18 protein-coding genes and 1 pseudogene are annotated in these 22,868 nt (G+C 41.1%); 11 read left to right on the top strand and 8 right to left on the bottom strand.

Features of this window, described 5'->3' with window-relative positions; genetic code table 11:
* The first annotated feature begins 2 nt into the window (after nucleotides 1-2).
* The 3 genes from MED217_RS16850 (at nucleotide 3) to MED217_RS16840 (ending at nucleotide 5,743) form a co-directional block, all read left to right on the top strand.
* Nucleotides 3-2,114: a TIM-barrel domain-containing protein gene (locus MED217_RS16850; RefSeq protein ID WP_009781769.1), complete on the top strand. Its 2,112-nt coding sequence runs from the start codon at nucleotides 3-5 to the stop codon at nucleotides 2,112-2,114.
* Nucleotides 2,115-2,653: 539 nt separating this feature from the next.
* Nucleotides 2,654-3,937 carry a ribonucleotide-diphosphate reductase subunit beta gene (locus MED217_RS16845; RefSeq protein WP_009781767.1) on the top strand — a complete coding sequence of 428 codons (1,284 nt, stop codon included), beginning with the start codon at nucleotides 2,654-2,656 and terminating at the stop codon, nucleotides 3,935-3,937.
* A 3-nt stretch (nucleotides 3,938-3,940) separates the two neighbouring features.
* Nucleotides 3,941-5,743, top strand: a complete 1,803-nt coding sequence (locus MED217_RS16840; RefSeq protein WP_009781766.1) for a ribonucleoside-diphosphate reductase subunit alpha — start codon at nucleotides 3,941-3,943, stop codon at nucleotides 5,741-5,743.
* Between the two features lie 137 nt (nucleotides 5,744-5,880).
* Here MED217_RS16840 and MED217_RS16835 read toward each other — a convergent pair.
* The 5 genes and pseudogenes from MED217_RS16835 to MED217_RS16815 form a co-directional block, all read right to left on the bottom strand.
* Nucleotides 5,881-6,356, bottom strand: a pseudogene (locus MED217_RS16835) (DUF4625 domain-containing protein).
* A 124-nt stretch (nucleotides 6,357-6,480) separates the two neighbouring features.
* Nucleotides 6,481-7,257 carry a DUF4625 domain-containing protein gene (locus MED217_RS16830; RefSeq protein ID WP_009781763.1) on the bottom strand — a complete coding sequence of 259 codons (777 nt, stop codon included), beginning with the start codon at nucleotides 7,255-7,257 and terminating at the stop codon, nucleotides 6,481-6,483.
* A 38-nt stretch (nucleotides 7,258-7,295) separates the two neighbouring features.
* Nucleotides 7,296-9,584 carry a TonB-dependent receptor gene (locus MED217_RS16825; protein ID WP_009781762.1) on the bottom strand — a complete coding sequence of 763 codons (2,289 nt, stop codon included), beginning with the start codon at nucleotides 9,582-9,584 and terminating at the stop codon, nucleotides 7,296-7,298.
* A gap of 244 nt (nucleotides 9,585-9,828) precedes the next feature.
* Nucleotides 9,829-10,170: a hypothetical protein gene (locus MED217_RS16820; RefSeq protein ID WP_009781761.1), complete on the bottom strand. Its 342-nt coding sequence runs from the start codon at nucleotides 10,168-10,170 to the stop codon at nucleotides 9,829-9,831.
* Between the two features lie 169 nt (nucleotides 10,171-10,339).
* On the bottom strand, nucleotides 10,340-13,354 hold the full coding sequence (locus MED217_RS16815; RefSeq protein ID WP_009781760.1) for a beta-L-arabinofuranosidase domain-containing protein: 3,015 nt from the start codon (nucleotides 13,352-13,354) through the stop codon (nucleotides 10,340-10,342).
* A gap of 378 nt (nucleotides 13,355-13,732) precedes the next feature.
* On the opposite strand from MED217_RS16815, the gene MED217_RS16810 reads away from it, so the two are divergent.
* The 5 genes from MED217_RS16810 to MED217_RS16790 all read left to right on the top strand — a co-directional run bounded on the left by MED217_RS16810 (nucleotide 13,733) and on the right by MED217_RS16790 (nucleotide 18,381).
* Nucleotides 13,733-14,317, top strand: coding sequence for an MCP four helix bundle domain-containing protein (locus tag MED217_RS16810; protein ID WP_009781759.1), 585 nt, complete (start codon nucleotides 13,733-13,735; stop codon nucleotides 14,315-14,317).
* A 78-nt stretch (nucleotides 14,318-14,395) separates the two neighbouring features.
* Entirely contained in the window at nucleotides 14,396-15,472 is a 1,077-nt protein-coding gene (locus MED217_RS16805) for a sensor histidine kinase (protein ID WP_009781758.1), read from the top strand.
* Nucleotides 15,472-16,794 (top strand): sigma-54-dependent transcriptional regulator, encoded by a 1,323-nt coding sequence (locus tag MED217_RS16800; RefSeq protein WP_009781757.1) that lies wholly within the window; start codon nucleotides 15,472-15,474, stop codon nucleotides 16,792-16,794. Before MED217_RS16805 ends, MED217_RS16800 begins: the two co-directional genes overlap by 1 nt.
* A 201-nt stretch (nucleotides 16,795-16,995) precedes the next feature.
* Entirely contained in the window at nucleotides 16,996-17,358 is a 363-nt protein-coding gene (locus tag MED217_RS16795) for a hypothetical protein (protein ID WP_009781756.1), read from the top strand.
* Between the two features lie 414 nt (nucleotides 17,359-17,772).
* Nucleotides 17,773-18,381, top strand: a complete 609-nt coding sequence (locus tag MED217_RS16790; protein ID WP_009781755.1) for a superoxide dismutase — start codon at nucleotides 17,773-17,775, stop codon at nucleotides 18,379-18,381.
* Nucleotides 18,382-18,534: 153 nt separating this feature from the next.
* Here the strand turns inward: MED217_RS16790 and MED217_RS19150 are convergent, their stop codons facing one another.
* Together MED217_RS19150 and brnQ are read right to left on the bottom strand one after the other, a co-directional pair.
* Nucleotides 18,535-18,687, bottom strand: a complete 153-nt coding sequence (locus MED217_RS19150; RefSeq protein WP_009781754.1) for a hypothetical protein — start codon at nucleotides 18,685-18,687, stop codon at nucleotides 18,535-18,537.
* Nucleotides 18,687-19,979, bottom strand: coding sequence for a branched-chain amino acid transport system II carrier protein (gene brnQ, locus MED217_RS16785; protein WP_009781753.1), 1,293 nt, complete (start codon nucleotides 19,977-19,979; stop codon nucleotides 18,687-18,689). Before brnQ ends, MED217_RS19150 begins: the two co-directional genes overlap by 1 nt.
* Nucleotides 19,980-20,015: 36 nt before the next feature.
* Between brnQ and MED217_RS16780 the strand changes: the two genes are divergently transcribed.
* Both MED217_RS16780 and MED217_RS16775 read left to right on the top strand, forming a co-directional pair.
* On the top strand, nucleotides 20,016-20,789 hold the full coding sequence (locus tag MED217_RS16780) for an alpha/beta fold hydrolase (protein WP_009781752.1): 774 nt from the start codon (nucleotides 20,016-20,018) through the stop codon (nucleotides 20,787-20,789).
* Between the two features lie 198 nt (nucleotides 20,790-20,987).
* A complete protein-coding gene (locus MED217_RS16775) occupies nucleotides 20,988-21,233 on the top strand; it encodes a hypothetical protein (RefSeq protein ID WP_009781751.1) in 246 nt (81 codons plus the stop codon).
* Here MED217_RS16775 and thiL read toward each other — a convergent pair whose 3' ends face one another.
* A complete protein-coding gene (thiL, locus tag MED217_RS16770; RefSeq protein ID WP_009781750.1) occupies nucleotides 21,234-22,286 on the bottom strand; it encodes a thiamine-phosphate kinase in 1,053 nt (350 codons plus the stop codon).
* Nucleotides 22,287-22,525: 239 nt separating this feature from the next.
* Between thiL and MED217_RS16765 the strand changes: the two genes are divergently transcribed.
* The gene (locus MED217_RS16765; protein ID WP_009781749.1) at nucleotides 22,526-22,855 is read left to right on the top strand and encodes a HesB/IscA family protein; all 330 of its coding nucleotides are present in this window, start codon (nucleotides 22,526-22,528) and stop codon (nucleotides 22,853-22,855) included.
* Nucleotides 22,856-22,868: the final 13 nt, after the last annotated feature.

The following is a 22,868-nucleotide window of genomic DNA, read 5'->3' as shown; positions in this document are numbered from 1 at the left end:
CAATGAGAAAAAACAGCATGTTATTTCTTGCGCTGCTTTTTGTGAGTTTTCAGCTTGCAGTAGCGCAAACCTCGAGCCTTGTTCAACCTGATGTTGCGATCTTTTATCCAAAAGATTTTAAGGCCTATAAAACCCTGCCGTCTCTGGCAGTCACGCAAGATGTATCACAAGAAAAACCGCTTCCTGCCAATTGGGCTGTGAAGCCGCAGTTTCTACAAATAGAAGGTAAAAATGCCGTGCAATTTACGTTTCCAGAACACGTAGATCTCTACGGAACCGGAGAAGTATTGGGCGATCTGCGTCGTAACGGAACCGATGTTACCCTATGGAATACCGACAATTATGAATACGGAAAATTTGAAGGAAAGCAGCTCTATCAAGCGCATCCCTGGGTTTTGGGCGTTCGCAAAGACGGAAGCTCATTTGGTATTTTGGCAGATCACAGTTGGCGCCAGCAGATCGTTCTCGACGATAAAGTGACCTTTATAAGTGAAGGGCCTAGCTTTAGAGTTTTGCTGATCGAGAAAGATTCGCCTCAAGAGGTGATGAAAGCTTTAGGTGAGCTCACAGGAACGATGGCGATGCCACCACTTTGGGCTTTGGGCTATCAGCAATCTCGTTATTCTTACTATCCTGATACCAGCGTAAAAGAATTGGCAGATGAATTCAGAGCGCGTAAAATTCCGGCAGATGTGATCTGGATGGATATTGATTATATGGACGGCTTCAGAGTTTTTACCTTTGATCCCGAAGGATTTCCTGATCCTAAAGGCTTAAACGATTACCTGCACGATAAAGATTTTAAATCGGTTTATATGATCGATCCGGGTGTCAAACAAGATTCTTTGTACAGCGTGTATCAGCAAGGAACAGCCGGAGATCATTGGGTACAGACCGCCGGTGGAAAAGAATTTAACGGCGAAGTTTGGCCGGGTCAGGTTGCTTTTCCAGATTATACCCAGCCTCGTACACAAAAATGGTGGGCATCTTTGTACACCGATTTTATGAATTTGGGTATTGACGGTGTTTGGAATGATATGAACGAGCCGGCGGTTTTTGACGGTCCGGGAGGCTCTATGCCAGACAGCAACTTACACCGAGGTGGTGGTGATTTGCCTATGGATAAACATTTGCGTTATCATAATGTATATGGGTTGCTGATGGTACGCTCGAGCCGCGAAGGAATTATGGCAGTGAATCCTGAAAAAAGACCTTTTGTACTTTCAAGAGCAAACTTCTTAGGTGGGCAGCGCTATGCAGCTACCTGGACGGGTGACAACTCGGCTACTTGGGATAATTTAAAAATGTCAATCCCTATGTCGATCAATTTAAGTTTGAGCGGTCAGCCTTTTAACGGTCCCGATATTGGCGGATTTACTAAGAGTCCGTCTCCCGAAGTCTTTGCTAATTGGATCGCTTTAGGAGCGTATTATCCCTTCAGTAGAAATCATACATCAAATGAAACTGAAGCACAGGAGCCTTGGGCTTTTGGTGAAGAAATCGAGCAGGTATCCCGTACAGCGATCAATCGCAGGTACCGCTTAATGCCGTATTTATATACCTTGTTTCAAGAAGCTTCTCAAACCGGAATGCCTATAATGCGCCCTACATTTTTTGCAGATATTACAGACACTTCTTTGAGAGGAGAGCAGCAGAGTTTCCTTTTAGGAGAAGATCTGTTGATCACTCCGCAATGGGCAGAAGATCTAAAAATGCCTCAAGGAGACTGGCAAGAGATCAGCCTGGAAGAAAACACAGATAAATATCAGGCAAGTGTGAAATTGAGAGACGGGGCGATCATACCTGTGGGCCCAGTGATCCAAAGTACGGTAGATTACAGCACTTCAGAACTTACTCTTTTTGTAAATCTGGATGCTGAAGGAAAAGCTTCAGGAAGTCTTTATGATGATGCGGGAGAAGGTTATGGCTATCAATCAGGAGATTATGCCATGCTGAATTTTGAAGCCAACACAGTTGATGGTGAAGTAGAGGTTCATATTGAGCAAACGGAAGGTTCTCGTACGATGAATCGTAAATTTAAAATTGCTTTGGTTCAAGACGGTGCTGTAACGTATTCTGAATGGCAATCTGGTGACACGATTCGATTGAATTAATTTTTGAATTAGATATAAATGAAAAAGCTTCTCCTACAGAGAAGCTTTTTTTATGCGGCGATTTTAATGTTGAAAAGAGATTTGATGAAGTTAGATCAAATGTTTTTTCAACCTAAAAACAAAACCTTGAACTTTAATGATTTTTCAGCGAACTTAATACGTGTTAACCCTTAAAAAACCACTTGCTAAACCGGTTTTTGACTGGCTAAAATTGGGGTGAAAAGAAGGAGGTTTTAAGGCTTTAAATCAGGCTTTGGTTTAATCTTAACATTTGCGTTTTACGGTAATTAAATAGCTGTTTTTCAGGTATTTAAAAAGTTTTCAAGAGAATCGTTGATAAATCGTTGAAAACCTTTTTTGCTACACCTCAAATCGTAAGCAACAAAATATAAACTTTACATGAAGTTAAAAGTTACACATCCAATTTTTTAGTTGCCTGTTTTTAAGACGGGTGTCGACGTTTAGTCGGTGCCGGCGTGAGGATTTTTGACTTCAATTTTTAGAGTTACGCATTTCAATAGACATTTTAAGGAGATATCATGAGTTCACAAGAGATCAAAAAAATTATCAAGAGGGATTACAGCACGGCGCCTTTTGTGCTGGAGAAAATTACGAATGCAATTGCAAATGCAATGGCGGCGTTAGGTCATGGTTCAGAACAAGATGCAAAGTTAATTTCTATGCAGGTGTATGAATCTTTGTTGAACAATAAAGAGCAGGAGTCTGAATATATCCCAACCGTTGAGCAAGTGCAAGATATGGTTGAAGATAAATTGATGAGTAGTGAGTTTCATGATGTGGCAAAAGCCTATATCATCTATCGTAACAAACGTGCGCTGGAGCGTAAAACAAATATTTTTGAAAAGCGCATCAACCTTAAGCCATACGAGTATCCGGAGTTGAATGAATATGTTGCCGCGATTAGACACTCGTACTGGATTCACACCGAATTTAATTTCACCAGTGATATTCAGGATTTTAAAACCGGTCTTAGCGAAGTTGAGCGCAGCGCGATCAAAAACACCATGCTTGCCATTTCGCAAATCGAAGTTGCAGTGAAGACTTTTTGGGGAGATGTGCACCATCGTTTACCAAAACCAGAGATCGCTGCAGTAGGGGCAACCTTTGCAGAAAGTGAAGTAAGACACCACGATGCGTATTCACATCTGTTGGAGATTTTAGGACTTAACGAAGAGTTTAAGGAGCTTAAGAAAAAGCCGGTAATCATGAAGCGTGTGCATTACTTGGAGACTTCATTAAAGCACGCTAAAAGTGACGATGACAGAGAGTACACAGAGTCTATTTTACTCTTTGCTTTGTTTATCGAGCACGTATCGCTTTTCTCTCAATTCTTGATCATCATGGCCTTCAATAAGCATAAAAATATGCTTAAAGGAATTTCAAATGCGGTAGAAGCGACTTCAAAAGAAGAGCAAATTCACGGAGATTTTGGTGTTGATATCATCAACATCATCAAGAAAGAAAATCCGGAGTGGTTTGATGAGGAGCACAACAACCTGATCAAAGAAATGTGCTTGAACTCGTTTGAAGCAGAGAGTAAAGTGGTGGACTGGATTTTTGAAAAAGGCGAACTAGACTTCTTGCCAAAAGCAGTGATCAATGAGTTTCTAAAAAACAGATTCAACAAATCGCTTGAAGCCATTGGTCTTGAAAAACTATTTGATATTGACGAAGCATTACTTCAGGAAACCGAATGGTTTGATGATGAAATTATAGGAACCAAGCACGGCGATTTCTTCGTGAAACGCTCGATTAATTATAGCAAAAGAACACAAAGTATAACCAGCGACGACTTATTTTAAGCCATGAGAGAAAACACTACCAAACTAGAAAACAGCACTGAAACCAATGTTCAACATACAAAAGACAACGATCTTTTAAAAGCACGTCGCGACGCACTACAGGATGCGACTGAAAAGAATACAGATGAACCGTCGTTTGATTGGTTAACAGAACACAGCCGTAGCTTTTTAGCTGCAGGTTATCTTTCTGAAGGCGTTTCTGCTGAAGAGCGCATACGCGAGATCGCAGACCGTGCAGAAGAAATCTTAAGAATGCCGGGCTTTTCAGATAAGTTCTACAAGTATATGGGCGAAGGCTATTTTTCGCTGGCGTCACCGGTTTGGTCAAACTTTGGTAAAAAACGTGGACTTCCTATCAGCTGTTTTGGTTCGCATATCGATGACGATATGGGTAACATTCTGTATACACAGTCTGAGGTTGGAATGATGTCAAAACTTGGAGGGGGTACTTCTGGGTATTTTGGAAAAATTCGTCACCGTGGTGCTGCGGTGAAGAACAACGGTTACGCGAGTGGAGCAGTACACATCATGCAGCTGTTTGATAAAATGGTTGACGTGGTGAGTCAAGGTTCTGTACGTCGCGGGCGTTTCTCTCCATACTTACCTATCAGTCACCCGGATATTAAAGAATTCTTAGAAATTGGTACCGAAGGGAACTCGATTCAGCAATTGACACACGGGGTTACTGTAGACAGCACGTGGATGCAAGAGATGATCGATGGAGATACAGATAAGCGTGAAGTTTGGGCAAAAGTGTTACAGCGCCGTGGTGAGATGGGATATCCGTATATTTTCTATACCGATAATGCCAACAACGGAAAGCCGGATGTATATAAAGACAAAGGGCACGACATTTATGCAAGTAACTTGTGTACAGAGATTATGTTGCCTTCTAGCGACGAGTGGTCTTTTGTATGTGTGCTTTCTTCAATAAACGTATTGCATTATGATAAGTGGAAGAATACCGATGCTGTAGAGACTATGGTATGCTTCCTTGATGCTGTACTTACCGAATTTATAGACAAGCTTGAAGAATATCGTGATTCAGACAATCGCGATCACCGCCAGACCTTTATGTTTATGGAGCGTGCGTATAACTTCGCAAAATCAAACAGAGCTTTAGGTCTTGGAGTATTAGGATGGCATTCTTTACTTCAGTCTAAGAGACACGCGTTTGACAGCCAGGAAGCTTATGATCTAAACAGTGAGATCTTTAGAGAGATCAAACAACGTTCGTATAAAGCTTCAGAAGAGCTTGCAGAGAAATTTGGTGAGCCAGAAACTTTAAAGGGCTACGGAAGACGTAACGCAACGCTTAATGCTATTGCGCCTACTACTTCTTCAGCATTTATTTTAGGACAGGTTTCTCAGGGTATAGAGCCTATTTGGTCTAATGTGTATGTAAAAGATATCGCTAAGATCAAGACCACGATCAAAAATCCATTCCTTGAAGAGCTTTTTGAAGAAAAAGGAATGAATACTCCAGAAGTGTGGAGAAGCGTACGTGATAATGATGGAAGTGTTCAACACCTGGAGTTCTTAACAGAGCAAGAAAAAGATGTGTTTAAAACCTATGCAGAGATCGATCAGATGGCGATCATCTATCAAGCCGCAAACAGACAAAATCACATTGATCAAGGACAATCGATTAACCTGTTAGTGCATCCTGATATGCCGATTAAAGAGATTAATAAAATTCATATCACCGCCTGGAAACTAGGTTTGAAGTCGCTTTACTATCAGCACAGTATGAATGCTGCGCAGAAGTTTAAGCAGAAAAAAGAGTGTGTAAGCTGTGAAGCTTAACCAATTGAAGCAAGTAAAAAAGCCCGCGATGAGCGGGCTTTTTTTTATGGCTGCCATCAAAGGGTTTAAAATCCTGAGATGGTTTGTATTGTAGTTGAATTGAAAAACGAAATGATAAACAAATGCTATTTAGTCAATTATTCCACAATTTTGATGTCAACTGAAGTTCGGCTTTGCCAACCGGTTTCATCAGTTACCGAATAGGAGCAATGGTAATCGCCGGTGTCAATATCCTCAGGAATGCTCACTTCAATTTGAATTTCATATTCCGTCGGTCTGTCAGCTAAACTGAAATTCTCCATATAAATTAAGGGATTTACCGCAGTTTTAACGGGTTCCAGGTCGCAAGTAGCACCTTGATCGTCGTGTGTATGATGATCAAAGTTGTGATGTAGATCAAGACTGTAAGAGGCTAGTGCCTGGTTGTCTGTACTCTGGCAGTAAAGGTATAGGTCTCGCCACGTTGTAATGTTTCACAAGCTTGCGGAAAACCGGCGTTGTAATTTATGGTGATCGTTGGGCGTTCTTCATCTCTAACCGAATCATTATCTGACGAACATGATGCGATAAAAAGACTACTGAACACGAGTGTTATAAAAGCTATTCTTCTCATAAAATTCAATTTTTTCTCGATGATCGAGAGTGGTTTGCTGAGTTTAAAATCAGCTTAATGGTGTCAAAAAGCCAATGAAAACTAAATGCCCGCAAAAATGCAGGCATTTAATTTTTAATAGCGCTTAGGCAGTCACGTCAAGATGCGTGTCAATCTCAGAGATGTTACCCTCTTCATCTTCAATAGTGATAACCATGTGGTATTCACCTACTGGCGCAGTAGCAGGAACATCAATATGCTCGTGAAATTCTACTGACGTTTCCCCGTGGTAACCTTCTTCAAAAATTTGCTCAAAATCCCATTCTGCTTCACCTTCAGCTACGGTCAGGCCGTGCGCGTGAATGTCAACGGTGATGTTATGTACCCCGTGTACCGCTTCGATCAAAAATTCTGCGTGAAAATCATTACCACGCGCTACACTTTCATCGATAGATAGGTCGCTTGTTGTGATCGGGTCTTCTACGTGAAGATGACCTTCTACTTCTGTACTGTTTCCGTTAGCGTCGGTTACCGTTAAAGAAATATGATACTCTCCGGCCGGTGCATTTGCAGGTACCTCTACGTGCTTGTGAAAAGTAGGATTGATCACAAGATAATCAGCATCTGTATACACTTGGTTAAGGTCCCATTCTTCTTCACCTTCACCTAATTCCAGGTCGTGTGCGTGAATTTCTAATGCAATACTGCTTACGGTCGCTTCAGCAACAATTTCTGCTTCTAAGTGAATGTCAGATCCTTTGTAAGCCACCTGCTCATCCCCGTGTGTGCTTCCTTCTCCAAACTCGAAGTTTGAGATCACAGGAGCTTCTTCTACGACTAGTTCGTTGTCGTCATCACTGCACGAACTCAAAGTGATGCCCGAGAGTACAAAAAGTGCTAAGTGTTTAATGTTTAGTTTCATAAAATTTAGATTTAGTGTTTATAGATTAATAAAAGTGTTTAAAAAGGCAGGGTTAGTGAAACCGATAGGTTTCGGCCGGCTTCCGGCACGTCGATGAGCCTGTAGAAGCTGGTGTGATCGTAATATGCTGTATTAAAAACATTGTTGAGCTTTACACGTAGTAAAGCAGGTTTTTGACTATTAAACAGGTTGAGTTTACTCATCACTGCGAGGTTGAGCATTTGGTAACCTGCCGTAATCTCTTCCGGCGGAACAATGTCTGTTTGCGCTGCGGCAACACGCAAATCGGCATTAAGATTCACGTCTTTAAAAAGGCTCCAGTTACCCAGAGTGTAACTTGCAGAAAGCATCCCGATCAACGGCGGAGAAAACGGAATCGTAAATCCTTCTTTAGGACCGCTGGTTTGTCTGGAGTACACATATTCTGCGGAAGCGTCTAAGCGAAAATCTTGGTTAACCTGCATCCAGGCAGTTAGTTCACCACCGGTTCTAAACACTTCAGCCTGTGTGTATTCATAGATCTGAAGCGTTTCAAAATAATTTGAAGTCGGGTTGAGATAAATGTAATTTTCAAAGTAGTTGAGAAACGGACTTACTCCAAAATTGAACCTGCCGGAAGTATGTGTTACTTCGGCATCTAGTTGGTAGGAAGCTTCAGGATCGAGATTAAGGTTTCCACGTTCGTAGCGATACATATGGTAATTCACTCCGTCTGAAGCGAGTTCGTGTGCAAGTGGCATTCTAAAACTCTTGCCGGCGTTCAGTTTATAATTGGTGTTGCCGTTAATGTAACTGATGCCTAGCGAACCGCTAAAACTCCCAAAATCAAGCGTTCTGTTCTCTGCGCGCTGCAGGTATACATTTGAGGTTGATCCATCAGGATTGTCACGCGGCGAGCGGTACCAGTCATAATGCGCTTTGGTTGCTACACGTCCCGCGTCAAAACGCAGTCCGCCCTGTACATGCAAATCTTCAGTAAGTTCAAAATGATCAAATACATAGGTTCCTGCAGAATAACGGTCATACGCCGGAATCAAAAATCCCCAGCCGCCAATGTTGTTGTTTTGTAATTCGGTATTGATTCCTGCGGAAAGCGTATGCTTCTCAAGCTGAAAAATATCTTTAGCATTTAGGGAATACGTGTTTTTTGTAAACACCCGTTCTCTGCTATTTGGAGGCTTGGGCATATAGCCGTGCGGCACCGGTTCAGAATGTTCTTCGCGCTGGTTGTTTTGGTAGCCCAGATCAAAATGCAAGGTGTGTTCCTCCAGGTTTATCGTGGTATTATTGGTGACTTTAATGTGATTTACGTTATGAAAGGGTAGGTCGATGTCACGATTGGAGGCGTCATAATCAATGCTGGAAGTACGTACTTCAAGTCCATGTGCGTTGGCGAAAAATCCGTTTTTTGCATTGACGTTACTTACAAAAGTTTCAGATCTGAAGTTGTCGCTCGCATACCCAAAACTGAAACTTCCGTTAGCTTCCCTGCCCGCAGTATTTCTCAGGTCATTATCGTGCAAATCAAACACATAATTTTCATAATTGATACGGTCAGTAGGCACTTTAAAATCGGCATAATCCCTATAGGTAAGCCGTGCGCGATAGTACCATTTTTCTTTTCTGCCTTGCACGCCGGCTGAGACTGCGAGAAGGTCGTTGTTGGTTTCGCCTAGAATATTGACTTCACCGCCAAACGAATGCATCGCCGGAGCTTTTGACGGTTGAATGTCAACGACACCCGCAATGGCATCAGAACCGTACATCAAGGAGGCCGGTCCTTTAATGATGCGAATGTCTTGTATGTCGTATTGGTCGATCTCAAGGCCGTGATCGCTGCCCCATTGTTGAGCTTCGTGCTTGACCCCATTTTGTACCACACTTACCCGGTTGAATCCAAGTCCGCGGATCGTAGGCTTGGATTGCCCCGAACCGATAGTCATCGTGCTCACCCCAGGGATTTTTCTCAAGGTTTGCATCAGGCTGTTTTCGCGATTGGCATTTAGAAATTCTTCATCTACAGATACTGAAACCGTAGCCGATTCTTTTTCGAGGCGTTTGTATGTTTTTCCTTGTACCGAAACTTCGTCAAGCGCGGTACTGCTGAGTTTTAGCTTGATGACCAGCGGTGCGCTTTGATTGGAGTCCAGGATGAATTTCGCCGAAGCATAACCTAAATGCGAAACTTCAAAAACCTGAGAATTCTTGGGTGATTTCAGTTGAAATTCGCCCAAAGCGTTGGTGACAGCATAGGAGTCTGTTCCCAGAATAGTCACCCCGGAAAGTGGTTTTAGAGAAATGGAGTCTACAACAGAACCTTGTATCATTGAGGTTTGTTGTGCAAAGGAGTATGTGCCAAGCCCTAGGCCTGTACATAGTACCAGCAGTCTAAATAACATGTGTAAAAGTGATGATGTTAGAAACTTCCCTGAAGTGCAAGGAGCTAAGAAAATGCAGGCTTGTCGCTTTTATAAAGACACGATGCGTGTTCTTGGTTTAAAACCAATACAATGCGTTACCTCGATAGCTATGGTATCAAGGTTGCAATAGAAAAATAAAAACGACAAGGGTTTAAGCTACCGGGGGAGGCCGGGAGAATAGATGATAGGAGTGTAAACTTCCTTTGTACGATACCGTAGGATTTACGTGCTGCTTTTCTTGAAAAACAGGATAGCAGGTTGCAGGAACAAATTCTTCTGCATCTTGTAAAACTATTGCAGTCTGATGATCTGTGACCAAAACGTGGCAAATGGCACAATCTTCTTTTAGGTCTGAATCATCGTGGGTAAGCACATGAAGACCGGCCATTTTTGTAGTAAGAAAAAAGGCCAGGAATAAAAGCGAAAGACTCTGTTTTATTCGTGCGTTCATGGTGCGTTTAACGTAGTACTCTTTGAGAAAAGAGTACTTCATAGGTTTGTAAAAGTAGGAATTCCCTAAATACGAGCTTCCGCATTACACGATTAATTTTTGTTTACGCGAATCACAAAAAAATTGTGCTTCTTGCTATAACGTTCTCGTTATTTTTCAACTAAAAGTAAATCAGCTTTTTGGGTTGAATTGATTTTTTTTCGATGCGTCTTTAATTTTTTAGACTCACATCAAGATATACCGAGTGACGCTCATACGTCTCAAAAAAGGGCTTGAATGTAGTGCCATCAATGGTAAACTCTAAGGCTTTAGGATCACCGGTGATGGTTTTGCCAAGATCTTCGGCGTTAAGGGTGATCTTTCTAAAATCGGTTCTTGGTGCATCTTCTTGTGCAGCTAAAAGTACCGGACCGTAAAAAAGACTCGCGATATTCTCTTGATCCATAATCGGGTCCAAGTGGAAGGTGAATGGCATTTTTAATTCGATCGTATCGCCATTTTTCCACTTTCGGTCAAGGCTCAAGTAGCTTCCTGCTTCAATGGCTATTTTTTGAGTTTTCCCGTTTATTTTGAGTTCCACGCCGGCTGTCGCCCAACCCGGAATTCTAAGATTTAGCTCAAATTTCCCTTTTCCGTTTACGGTAAGTTTCGTGTGATCTTCCCTTGGAAATGAAGTTTCTTGCGTGATCACAACATCCTGTTCTTTCCAGGTTAAGGTAGAAGGTACAAAAAGATTTACATAAAGCGCTTTGTTGTCTACGCTTTTAAAATAAATCGAATTCTGAAGCTTGGTGCTGCTCTCAATGGCAGTACCGTTACAGCAGGTAAAACCACTCATATCTGCATTGCTGAATTGCTTTCTAGAGCCCGGACGCAAAGGAATATGATAGGTATTCGCCGGACTGTTTTCTGCCACCGAAGCAAGAATTTGATTGTATAATGCTTGCTCATAATAATCCATCAACTCGGGTTGTTGATTGTAGAAGAAGAGTCCGCGGGTAAGTTTAAGCATATTGTAAGTGCCGCAAGTCTCGTTCTGTCCGCCTGCTGAAAGTCCGTTTTCGTACAAGGTTGCAGGTTGTGCCACAAAACATTCTGCATTGGCAGGATTGCGCGCACCGGCAACACCGCCTATGCTGTACATATAATCGTTTTTAGTCTTATACCAGAAATTATCTGCGATGTGATAATATTCCGGGCTGTTTGAATTGCGATACAATTCTAGAGCACCCATAATTTGTGGGATGTGTTGATTGGCGTGTAATCCACGATAGGTATCAACATTTTTTGCGAGTCCGTGCGTGTGTTCGGCATCGCCATAAAACACCTTGATGTTGTCAAAAAGTTTGGCAGTTTCCAAATATTCAGACTTACCGGTAATGCGGTGCAAATGCGCTAGGGATTCGTTGATACCACCAAGCTCTCCTGCGATATAAGTATTCCACATCGTGATTAAAGTTTCGGTAGGTAATTTGCTCAAACGGGTGTGTACCCAAGCTGCCATTCCTTCTGCCACTTGAAGCGCTTTAGGATTTCCGCTTACTTCATAAACATCGATGAGTCCGGCAAGAATTTTATGTAGCGTATAATACGGCGCCCAAACCTGAGTTTCCTGCCCTCCGTATTTCGCACCATGTTCCAGCATAATAAACTGGTCTGGTGGATATGCGCTGATAAAGCCTTTACCCCAATTCCAGTAATCGGTGCGAATGCCGTCTTCACTCAAATCTGAAGTATATGCAGTACTTCCGGGACCCGGAGGTACCGATGAAGGATCTTCTACATACGCGCCACCTTCAGTTTTAGGTTTTCCGGATAATTGAGATAAATCATAAAGTGTATTCACCATATAATTCATCTTGTCTTCAAAATTCTTCTGAAGGGCTTTATCGTAGCCTGTGCTTGCGTAGGCTTGAGCAATAGCGGTTAGATAATGCCCTGTAGCGTGACCGCGCAATTTGGTTTCTTGCGTATCCCAAACTCCAAGTGGTGTCGCTCCTTCGGGTTGTTCCTGACCAAAAGCATTGCGAAACATATACAAAAAAGAGTCAGGATTGGTTTGCGCGAGGGTGTCTATAAACTTATTGCGGTTTTCTATAAATTTTGAATGATCGCCCAAGCTGGTGTTGTTAAGATTTACTTCGTTTAATGCAAAAGAAGTGAGCTTGCGTACCGGCGTTTTGCTTGGTTGTACTGCTTTTACAAGCACAGTAGCTTTCGGCTTAAAGCTGGTGCCAGAAATGCTTCCTGTAATTTCATACTGTCCCGGTTGAAGTACACTGCTGTTATCTTTTGGTGCCGGCCAGATCACGCGAACCTGAGAAGTGTTTACCGGTAATTTGTAGGTAGCATCTACAAAGCGCGGTAAGCGTGGTAATTGCCCAACAACGGTTTCTACTGTTACATCAGCAACATTGGAGAGATACTGGTTATACAACTGCGGAACATCTTTATCAAAGACCTGAAGGTTGTCTTCGGGTTCGTGGCGCTCATTCACTACAGCTTCTTCTTTGCCAAGAGCATTGTTGTAAATAGTTTCTATTTGATTTTGACGCAGCGGAATGCGATAGATTCTAAAATCATGAAGCAATCCATTTACGTTCTTACCAATGGTAAGCTTATTGCTTTCGGTATCAAAAAAAGAATTGAGGTCGAGCGCTGCAGTAGGTTGTTTTGCGATCAATCTTCCGTTGAGGTAGGTTTCAAGATTTTGTGTTGTAAAATCAAGGACGATCACAAGATGCTGCCATTGGTTTGGAGCAACATCAGGAATAGACACCGAAATGCTTTTGGGGCCTTGCTTCAAACCTATTTTAATTGTTTCATCACCTACTGTTTCTGCCGAAAAGTGCGTGTTTGATGAACTGCTAAAATCAAACAGTTCCTGTCCCTTTTCATTAGTATTTAACTGAACCCAAGCGGATATTGACAAAGATTCTATAGTGTTTAGTGTCGTTTGAGGAAGGCTTAAATATGTTTCGCCAGTCAATTGAAGCGCCTGCTCAAATTGTGCGTTGACTACAAAATTCACTTCTTCTGCATTGGTCGAAGCGTGCAGGTTATTTCGAGACCAGTCTTTGGTATTCTCGTCAAATATATAGCGTGCGATAAGTCCGGTTTCTCCGATGCCGTCCAGCATTTGATCTCCGCTTTGGGCGGTGCTGTTTGAGATGCCTAGTACAAAAAAGAGCAAGGAAAAAAGATAGGTAAGCTGTAAGCGTTTCATAAAGATCAAATCTTGTTAAACCGGTTGTAATTAATAATAGCCTAAGCGCTTGAACCCACAATGCGGTAAACAGCTTCAGACGCAATGCCGTAAATATAATGTGTTGAAATAACAGGTTTTGCGTATAACTTAGTCAATACTGGTATTTTTTTAGCAAAAACTACAGTCATCAATGTCAACCACTTCAAAATAAGAAAGTAAACAACTGGTTACTTTTTACCCGAAACGGGTATTTTTTCCGCAATGCTGTATAGAGCGTTTTTCAGCTTATTTATATAAATAGCTGTAAATCAGCCGACTGTTTTTAACGGTTTTATTCTGGTGAACTTTTTGATCCTTGACTAAGAATAGTTTTATAAAGCACTTAAAAACAGAGTTATGGTAAATCGTTTGAATACAATTATGGCGCTCGCGGTGGTGTTTTTAATGGTTTTAGCAACCAACCGTATCGATCAGCATCATTTTGAAACCGCACAAAAAACGGTTAACGAGGTTTATAAAGATCGGGTGATGGTGCAAGGATATATCTATTCTATTGCCGAAGCCTTACATCAAAAAGAATTGAATCATGTGCAAGAGCAAAATGTCGCTGCACAAAAATGGAATACTTCAATAAACGAACGCATCACCTCCTTTGAAGCGACAAAGTTGACGCGTTCAGAAGCCGAATTACTAGAGCGCTTTAAGGAAGAATTTAAGGAGTTGGAAAAAATGGAAGCTAAAGCAGTTGCTCACCAAAACCCTAAAATGCATCGTGATCAAATCGTTCAGCTCAAAGGATATTTGAAAGAACTGTCTGAAATTCAGATCACCGAAAGTCGTAACCTTACTAAAAGCGCACAGAAATCACTCAATGTAAGTGCACTTATGGCAAATTTTGAGATTTTCTTCCTCATTTGCATCGGTGTTGCGCTACAAGTGCTTGTTTTTTATAAGACCAAAAAGAACGCAAAAGCATCTTAAATTTTGTGGCTTTCAACCTGTTGATTCTTATAATGTAAAAAGGTTGAGTAACTTAGTAAGATATCTATTTTTGATTTGATGAATTCAGTAAAAGCAGCATTAAAAGAACGTATTAAAGAATTGACGTGTTTGTATGAAGTCTCTTCGATTTTGGTTGATGCCGATCCTAAAGAGCATCTGCAAACGTTTCAAGCCATCGCAGACAGTATAAAAATAGGATTTCAATACCCCGAAGCTACAGAAGTCGTCATCAAGCAGGGTGATTATAAAGTTGCAACAGGCACGATTTTAACCGATAAATACCTCGCTACAAAAATTAAAGTCTTTGATGAATTTGATGGCTTTATAAAAGTGTATTTGAATGATGAATCCCTCGATTTTTTAACCGAAGAACAGCCGCTTATTGATAATATAGGAATTAAAATTGGTGACTATCTGGATCGTGTGGCAAGTAAACAAAATGCAGCGCGTTTACGCCAACAGATGGAGCACGCCGATCGTCTGGCGATCATTGGGGAGTTAACCGCAGGAATCGCACACGAACTCAACACGCCCTTGGCCAATATTCTGGGCTTTGCCGAATTGCTCAAAGATGATTTAGAAGAAAATACCGCTGCCGGTGCAGACTTAGATAAAATCATCAAAAACGCCATCTTTTCTCGAGAGGTGGTTAAGAAGTTGATGTTTTTTTCAAGAGCCATGCCTCAGGAAAAAACCTTGGTTAACATTGTGCCGCAGGTTAAAGAAGCGATCAATTTGCTCGATGCCACGTTTAGAAAAGAAAATGTGCGCTATAGTGTAGACATCGAAGATGAAGAAATGTTGCTGCACGTAGATACGGTACAGCTCACGCAAATACTTTTTAATTTAACGATCAATGCCATCTATTTTTCGCCGCCTGATGGTTTGGTTCAGATCAGGGTGAGTCAGGATGCAAAGAATATTTACTTGGAAATTTTTGATGAAGGACCGGGACTTTCAGAAGAAGGGCTTGAAAAAGTGTTTCAACCTTTTTTTACAACGAAGCCTACAGGTTCTGGAGCCGGACTGGGATTGAGCGTGGTACACGGTATTGTCACCAGCCATAACGGAAGCATTTCAGCAAAAAATAATGAAACCAAAGGCGCTGTATTTAAAGTAAGTTTACCCAAATAATGAGATTACGTAAAGAAAATATATTGATCGTAGATGATGATTTGCACATTTTAGAGTTGCTGCAGCGGCATCTGCACAGCTGGAATTATCATACCTACAGAGCGGTTTCGGTAAAAGAAGCGGTGGCGATCTTAAAAGATACACACATAGATCTGTTGATCACCGATTTAAAAATGCCACAAATTGATGGATTTGAGCTTATTAAATTTGTTTCTGAGCATTATCCAGATTTGCCAAAACTGGTGGTTACAGGGTTTCCTTCGGTACAAGATTCTTTAAAAGCGATCAAATCTGGTGTGGTAGAATACCTTACGAAGCCTTTTACCAAAGGCGAATTGCAGGCAGCCGTAGCTAAAGCTTTGCCTAAAGCTTCTAAAGAGCCGGTAAAAAATACTGTTCCCAAATCTAAACATCAGGGAGAGATCATTGGCGCTTCAGAAAAGATCGAAGAAGTACTTCAAATTATAGACAGGGTAAAAGACAATAAGGCAACTATTTTTATCAATGGTGAAAGCGGTACAGGTAAAGAGCTTGTGGCGCGTGCGATTCATTATGAAGGCAAGTTTAGCAGCGCACCTTTTATTCCCGTGAATTGTGGCGGAATACCCGAAAACCTTCTTGAAGCCGAACTTTTTGGCTATACCAAAGGTGCTTTTACCGGTGCAGATAAAGATCGTAAAGGTGCGTTTCAAGCCGCGCAGGGCGGAACGATCTTTTTAGACGAAATAGGCAATGCCTCTCTGGCGGTTCAAGCAAGACTGCTTAGAGTGTTGCAGGAAAAAGAAGTCGTTCGTGTTGGGGCTCAAAAGCCTGAAAAGATTGATGTAAGAGTTATTGCGGCAACCAACAATAACCTGCCGGAAATGATCAAAAAGCAAACCTTTAGAGAGGATTTGTATTACCGTTTGAGTGTTGTTGAAATTCCCTTACCGGCTTTAAGAGCGCGTATGAGTGACATCCCTTTGCTGGTAGATAAATTCCTTTTTAAATATGGGGTTGAATACAAAGATCGGTTTGTACGGATTGATCCAGAAGCGCTTGAAGTTTTAAAGCGCTACTCGTGGCCCGGGAATATACGCGAATTGGAGAATGTGATTCAGCGCGCGGTGATTATGTGCGATAAAATGGTGACGATAAAAGATCTTCCTGATCATTTAAAGTACAGCCTGGAAATGCCGGAACATAAATTGGTTTCTTTGGCACAAATGGAACGGGAATATATTAAGAAAGTGCTTCGGTCTACGGGAAACAATAAAACCAAAGCTGCCGAAATTCTTCAAATTACCCGCAAAACCCTGCGGAACAAACTTGATGAATCTTAACTCAAAAACGGTTCGTTTTTACCCGGTTTGTGTAAAAAATATCCGAATTCATTCTTCAGTTTAACAAGCTTGACAAAGTTTAAAATACTGTTTATCAGTATTTTGAAACATAGTTTTGATTAGTTTTTATGGTGTTGGCATATGCCTTGCTTTTATATAGGTAAGAAAGTCAAACACATAATAATTATAAAAATCAGTACTATGAAAACTTTATTTTTAATAGCCGCATTGGCACTGGGAACTGTAACTGCCAACGCGCAAGAAACTTGCGAAACGCCAAAAGTTAAAGCAGGAGATATTTTAAAAATCGCCGCACCTGCACACAGTTCATACGATCATATCAACTTCCCCAAAAGCAACTTCATTATCAAACGCGGTGGGATTGCAAATTACAGAGCGCTTATCAATCAGGAGATCAAAGTTACTGAGGTAACTATAGAAAACGGTTGCATCTCCAAAGTGGATGTAGCGCTTGCTAACGGTAAGAAATTCTTCAATACTGTTAAGACCGTTAGTGTAGATTTTAAAGAAGCGCTTGCCGCAAAGGAAATCACTTTGAAGTAATGTTTAGTTAATTAGCCTTAAACTAAAATCAGTTAGAGAGATCCTTGTAGTCAGTTAGTTAGTGGCGCTCATTTATGCAGTTTGGAATCTTCTGTTAATGAGCGTTTTCTCTCTTTTTTTGAATTAAATTACTTCTAAAACCCTTACCCTGATCGATGTGAAGTAGGGATCGCATCATCGGGTAGGGGTTTTTTATTGGCACCGTCAAGGGTTTAGTACTCCGAGATCTGTCATAAATTGAAAATTTGTTTCCAACCATTGCTTCTTGGGCTTGCCCTGAGGTAGTCTACAGGCACCGCCAAGGAAGTCGTAATTATAAAATATTCATAATAAACCAAGTGTTTATTTTTTTAATTAATTAAACCTGTTACCTTTGTAGAGCAAATGAACGTTTAATTATAAAAACTACACGTTATGAGTTACGAATTGCCAGAATTACCATATGCATATGATGCGTTAGAGCCTCATTTTGATGCAAAAACTATGGAAATTCACCATACAAAACACCACCAAGGGTATACTACAAAATTAAATGCTGCTTTAGAAAGTGCAGGAATTACTGAAGATCTGGAAAGCTTATTTTCTAAAATCTCAACATTATCACCTGCGATCAGAAATAACGGTGGCGGATTTTATAACCACAAATTATTCTGGTCGGTTTTAACGCCAGATGCTAAAGAGGCTCCTGAAGGCGCATTAGCAGAAGCGATTACTAATACTTTTGGTTCGCTTGAAGCGTTGAAAGACGAATTCAACCAAGCAGCTGCAACACAGTTCGGTTCAGGTTGGGCTTGGCTTGTGGTTGACGCTGAAGGAAACTTAAAAGTGACTTCAACGCCTAATCAGGACAACCCATTAATGGATGCTGCTGAGGTAAAAGGAACTCCTATTTTAGGACTTGATGTTTGGGAGCATGCTTATTATTTGAACTATCAAAACAAGCGCCCAGATTATATCAGTGCCTTTTGGAACGTAGTAAACTGGGACGAAGTTTCAGCACGTTACAGCGCCGCAACCAAATAAAAAATTAAGGCGAAATCAACCTTTTGTAAATTAAAACCGCCGAAAGCATTGCGCTTTCGGCGGTTTTTAAGTTTATAAACTATAATTTAAATGAATGCCCAAACGGTATTTGGCTTCTACTTTTCCTGCATTGAGCTCTTGATATGTAGGAGTTTAATCTTTATCTGCTTTTGAAGCTTCGATTATGGCTTTGAGTTTTGCAGCGCGTGCTTCTTTTTCCTTGCGCAATTTTTCCTTCTTCTGCTTAAGCAGTTTGGTGTGTTTGGCCTTGTTTTTTCCATTCTTCGGAGTTCCTTTCTTTGCCATTATTGTTCTGTTTGTAAGGGTTCGGCTTGCTGTGTGAAGCGTTCGATAAGTAATGCTATAACATAAGCACCTACTGAAGGCAAAAACCAAGAAATACCATATTCGGCAAGTGGAATATATGCCTTAAGCGGCTCGAGGTTTGTTATATTGATGCTTTTTAAAAAGTCTGGAATGCTAAAAAGTAGCGTGGTGATCACTACAATTCTAAAGACCCTTTTTGAAGTGTATTGCTCGGGCAAGGCATTGAGAAGGATCAGGACGATCACAATAGGATAAATAAAATTCAACGCAGGTACGGCAATTTGAATGATGTACGCGACGCCTGTTTGTCCAATGATCACCCCAATAAGACAGCCGGCGATGACGGTTATCGTGTATGCTAACTTAGAACCTCCCAACAAGCCTTTTACAAAGTCTGCAGTTCCTGTGACGATCCCTGTGGCAGTGGTAAAACAGGCTAAGGCGACTAGAATGGAGAGCAAGATGTTGCCTGTGCTTCCCAGCGTTTCATAACTTAAAAAGGTGAGCAATTCGGTGCGCGACGGATCACTCAGGCCATTATTGTGCAGCGAACCTATATAGATCAGCCCGGTATAAATGAGCAATAAGCCAGACCCAGCGATTATCGCACCCCAGACTAATACTGTTTTTTTGTGCTTAGCATCGCTGTATGTTTTTAAGTTGAGCGAAATGATGGCAACAGCACCAATAACCACAGCGCCAATAGCATCAAAGGTTTGGTATCCTTCAAGTATGCCGGTGCGTATAGGGTTTATAATAAAAGAACGTGTGGCTTCCGGTTGTTCAGAAAAGCTGGCTATGGCGATAATCGTGATGAGAATGAGTAATAACAGCGGTGTGATGTATTTGCCAAGGATATCCAGAATCCTAGATCGGTTTAAGGCAAAAATTAATATCAGACCAAAATAGATGGCGCTGGTCGTGAGCGAACTCACATCAAAATAAGGCGCGATAGACATCTCGTGTGTGACCGAGGCGGTGCGTGGTCCCGGCAAGGTTACGGCAACAAGATAGACAAGAATACAAAACACGGTGCTAAATACAGGATGTACTTTTTTTCCAAAATCAAGCATAGTGCCTTGTAGTCGTGCATAAGCAAAAATCCCCAAGATTGGGATCACTACTGCCGAAAGTATAAAGCCCAAAGCGATTAGAAACCACTCATCGCCACCGGTATAACCCAAATAAGGCGGGAGAATAAGGTTTCCCGCACCAAAAAAGAGTGAAAAAATCGCAAACCCTGTTATTAAAACCTCTTTGTTTAAACGCATATACCTTGTAACTTTCGAGCCGTAAGTTAAGCTAAAATGAGACCAACTACAGAAGAACAAACCTTATTTTATGAGGAGTTTGGTAAAGGGAAACCTTTGTTTTTATTACACGGATTTTTGGAAAACCGAACGATGTGGGAACCCTTTATTGCGCATTTAAGTGCACACAATCACGTGTTTGTCGTTGATTTACCCGGTCACGGCCAAAGTGCGGTTTTAGAAGGGAGTACTACGATGGATAGGATGGCGCAGCAAGTATTTAAGATTGTGCAGCACCATCAGTTGAACGAAGTTTCGTTAGTTGGGCATTCTATGGGTGGTTATGTAGCACTTGCGTTTGCCAAGCTATATACGCAGTACGTCAACGGAATTTGCTTATTAAATTCTACACCCAAAGCGGATACGCAAGAACGCGTAGCGCTTCGAAAGCACGGGATTCAAGTTGCTGAAAAGAATTATGAAGCTTTGGTGTCTATGTCGGTAGCTAATCTTTTTTCAAAAGAATTACGGAAGGATTTAGCTGAAGTTATTGCGCATACAAAACAAGAAGCTTTAAAAACGCCGCTTGAAGGATATGTTGAAGCGCAAAAAGGGATGATGTTGCGCTTTGATGCGACCGCATTGTGGCGGGAAGCCTCGTTTAAAAAATGGATGCTTTTAGGAGCTCAAGATACGTTGATCGATGCGCAAGGTCTAAGAGCGGAATTGAAATCAGAATCGATAAAAATTGAAGTTTTAAAAGGAGGTCATATGCTTCATATTGAAAATTTTGAAGGTGTTTTGTCTTCGCTTCAGGTGTTTTGCGAGTGAAAACCAAGAATAAAGGATTGTAAGGTTTTGATTTAAAAACGCTTAAAATCGAATATTTCGTAAAAAATCATAGAAATATTCAGAATAGTATAATTCTTTCAATGAATTTTTGTCATAGTGTTTTTTGGCGTCTAAAAAATGCTTTTTAACGTTTTTTTTGTTAAATTCGGCAACCTAACTTCATAAAATTCCCTTAAAATGAGTTTACAAAGCCCTACGAGAAATCCACTTAAAAGAATGCAATGCAAAATTTTTGGACACACCTACTCCGTGTTGCGCCATTATCAAACAGATCAAAAGGAGTATGAGTGCACGCATTGTAAAAAACAATTTACTGAAGATGAATATGGCCAACTTGCGCCATTAACTCCAAAACTGCGTCGCATTAATGAAGTGATGGAAAAGTTTTACATCTTCAAGTCAGCCAGACGTCAATCGGCTTAACTATTCTTCATCTTTTAATGCATTCCAACCTCGTGCTACAATAGGGATAGAGGTGTTTGCGCGTGTGATTAAATTCAATCCATCATTTTCTGGAGTGATATGGCCTATCACCGTCAAATGTGGATTGCCTTTGATTTTTTCGTAATCTTCTTGCTTAATTGTGAACAGCAATTCATAATCTTCACCACCGCTTAGCGCTACCGTGGTGCTATCTAATTCAAACTCCTCACATACTTGAATTAATTGTGGATCCAATGGGATCTTTTCCTCATAAAGGCGTACTCCGGTTTTAGAGCTTTTGCACAGGTGAATAATTTCCGAAGAAAGTCCGTCGCTAATATCGATCATTGCTGTAGGCTGTACTTCAATTTTTTTCAGGAGTTCAACAACATCTTTACGCGCTTCAGGTTTAAGTTGGCGTTCTACGAGATAGGCATAAGGTTCAAGATCGGGTTGTGCGTTGGGATTTACTTTATATACTTGTTTCTCACGTTCTAAGACTTGAAGTCCCATATACGAAGCACCCAAATCGCCAGAAACCACAAGGAGGTCGCCGTCTTTTGCACCGTCGCGTTTTACGAGTGTAGCAGGTTCAGCTTGTCCCAGAGCAGTCACGCTTATAAGAAGTCCGGTAGTGCTTGAGGTGGTGTCGCCACCAATAAGATCTACATTGTAAATAGAACAAGCCAGTTCGATCCCGGCATATAATTCTTCTAGCGCTTCTAACGGAAATCGGTTTGAAACAGCGATAGAAACCGTGATCTGGGTCGCTTCGGCATTCATGGCATAAACGTCAGATAAATTGACCATTACAGCTTTGTAGCCAAGATGCTTGAGTGGCATAAAGCTCAAATCAAAATGCACCCCTTCAACAAGTAAATCTGTGGTTACTACAAGTTGTTTTCCGTCAGGATCAATCACAGCGGCATCATCACCAATGGCGGTAACGGTGCTCGATTGTTTGATTTTAAAGGTTTGTGTAAGGTGATTTATAAGTCCAAATTCGCCTAATTCACCAAGCGAGGTGCGCGATTCATCTTTGTTTTCAAACATAACAAGTTGTTTTAAAGTGCAAATTTAATGGGAATAACTTGAAACCACGCAGAAAGCGCAGCTTTAAAATGAGGAGAAGATCTTTTAACTGAAATAGAGGTCGTTTCAGGCAGCGTGGGAGCTATAGCAGGGGCTTCAAAATTGATATATTTCTCCTATTGAAGGATAAGATAGTTTAATGTAAGGATGTATGGTAAAACCCTACTTAAATGGTATATTTGCACTAATTAATTTGAATTATGATTAAAGTAAGTGAAGACGCAAAAAAGAAGATAGCCAGCCTTATGACAGAGGATGGTTATGATCCTAATACAGATTATGTTAGGGTAGGCGTGAAGAGTGGCGGGTGTAGCGGCTTATCCTATGATTTGAAGTTTGATAAAAGTATCGCTGAAGAAGATAAACTCTTTGAGGATAACAACATTAAGTTGATCGTAGATAAGCGCAGTTTTCTCTACTTGATAGGAACAACCTTGGAGTATAGTGGTGGATTGAATGGTAAAGGCTTTGTCTTTAACAATCCCAATGCACAACGTACATGCGGTTGTGGAGAGAGTTTTTCATTGTAATAAGATAAAATCT

The organism is Leeuwenhoekiella blandensis MED217 (assembly GCF_000152985.1).
Lineage (GTDB): Bacteria > Bacteroidota > Bacteroidia > Flavobacteriales > Flavobacteriaceae > Leeuwenhoekiella > Leeuwenhoekiella blandensis.
Note: the sequence above shows the minus strand (reverse complement) of the source record. Positions and strands in the feature narration are given on the sequence as shown.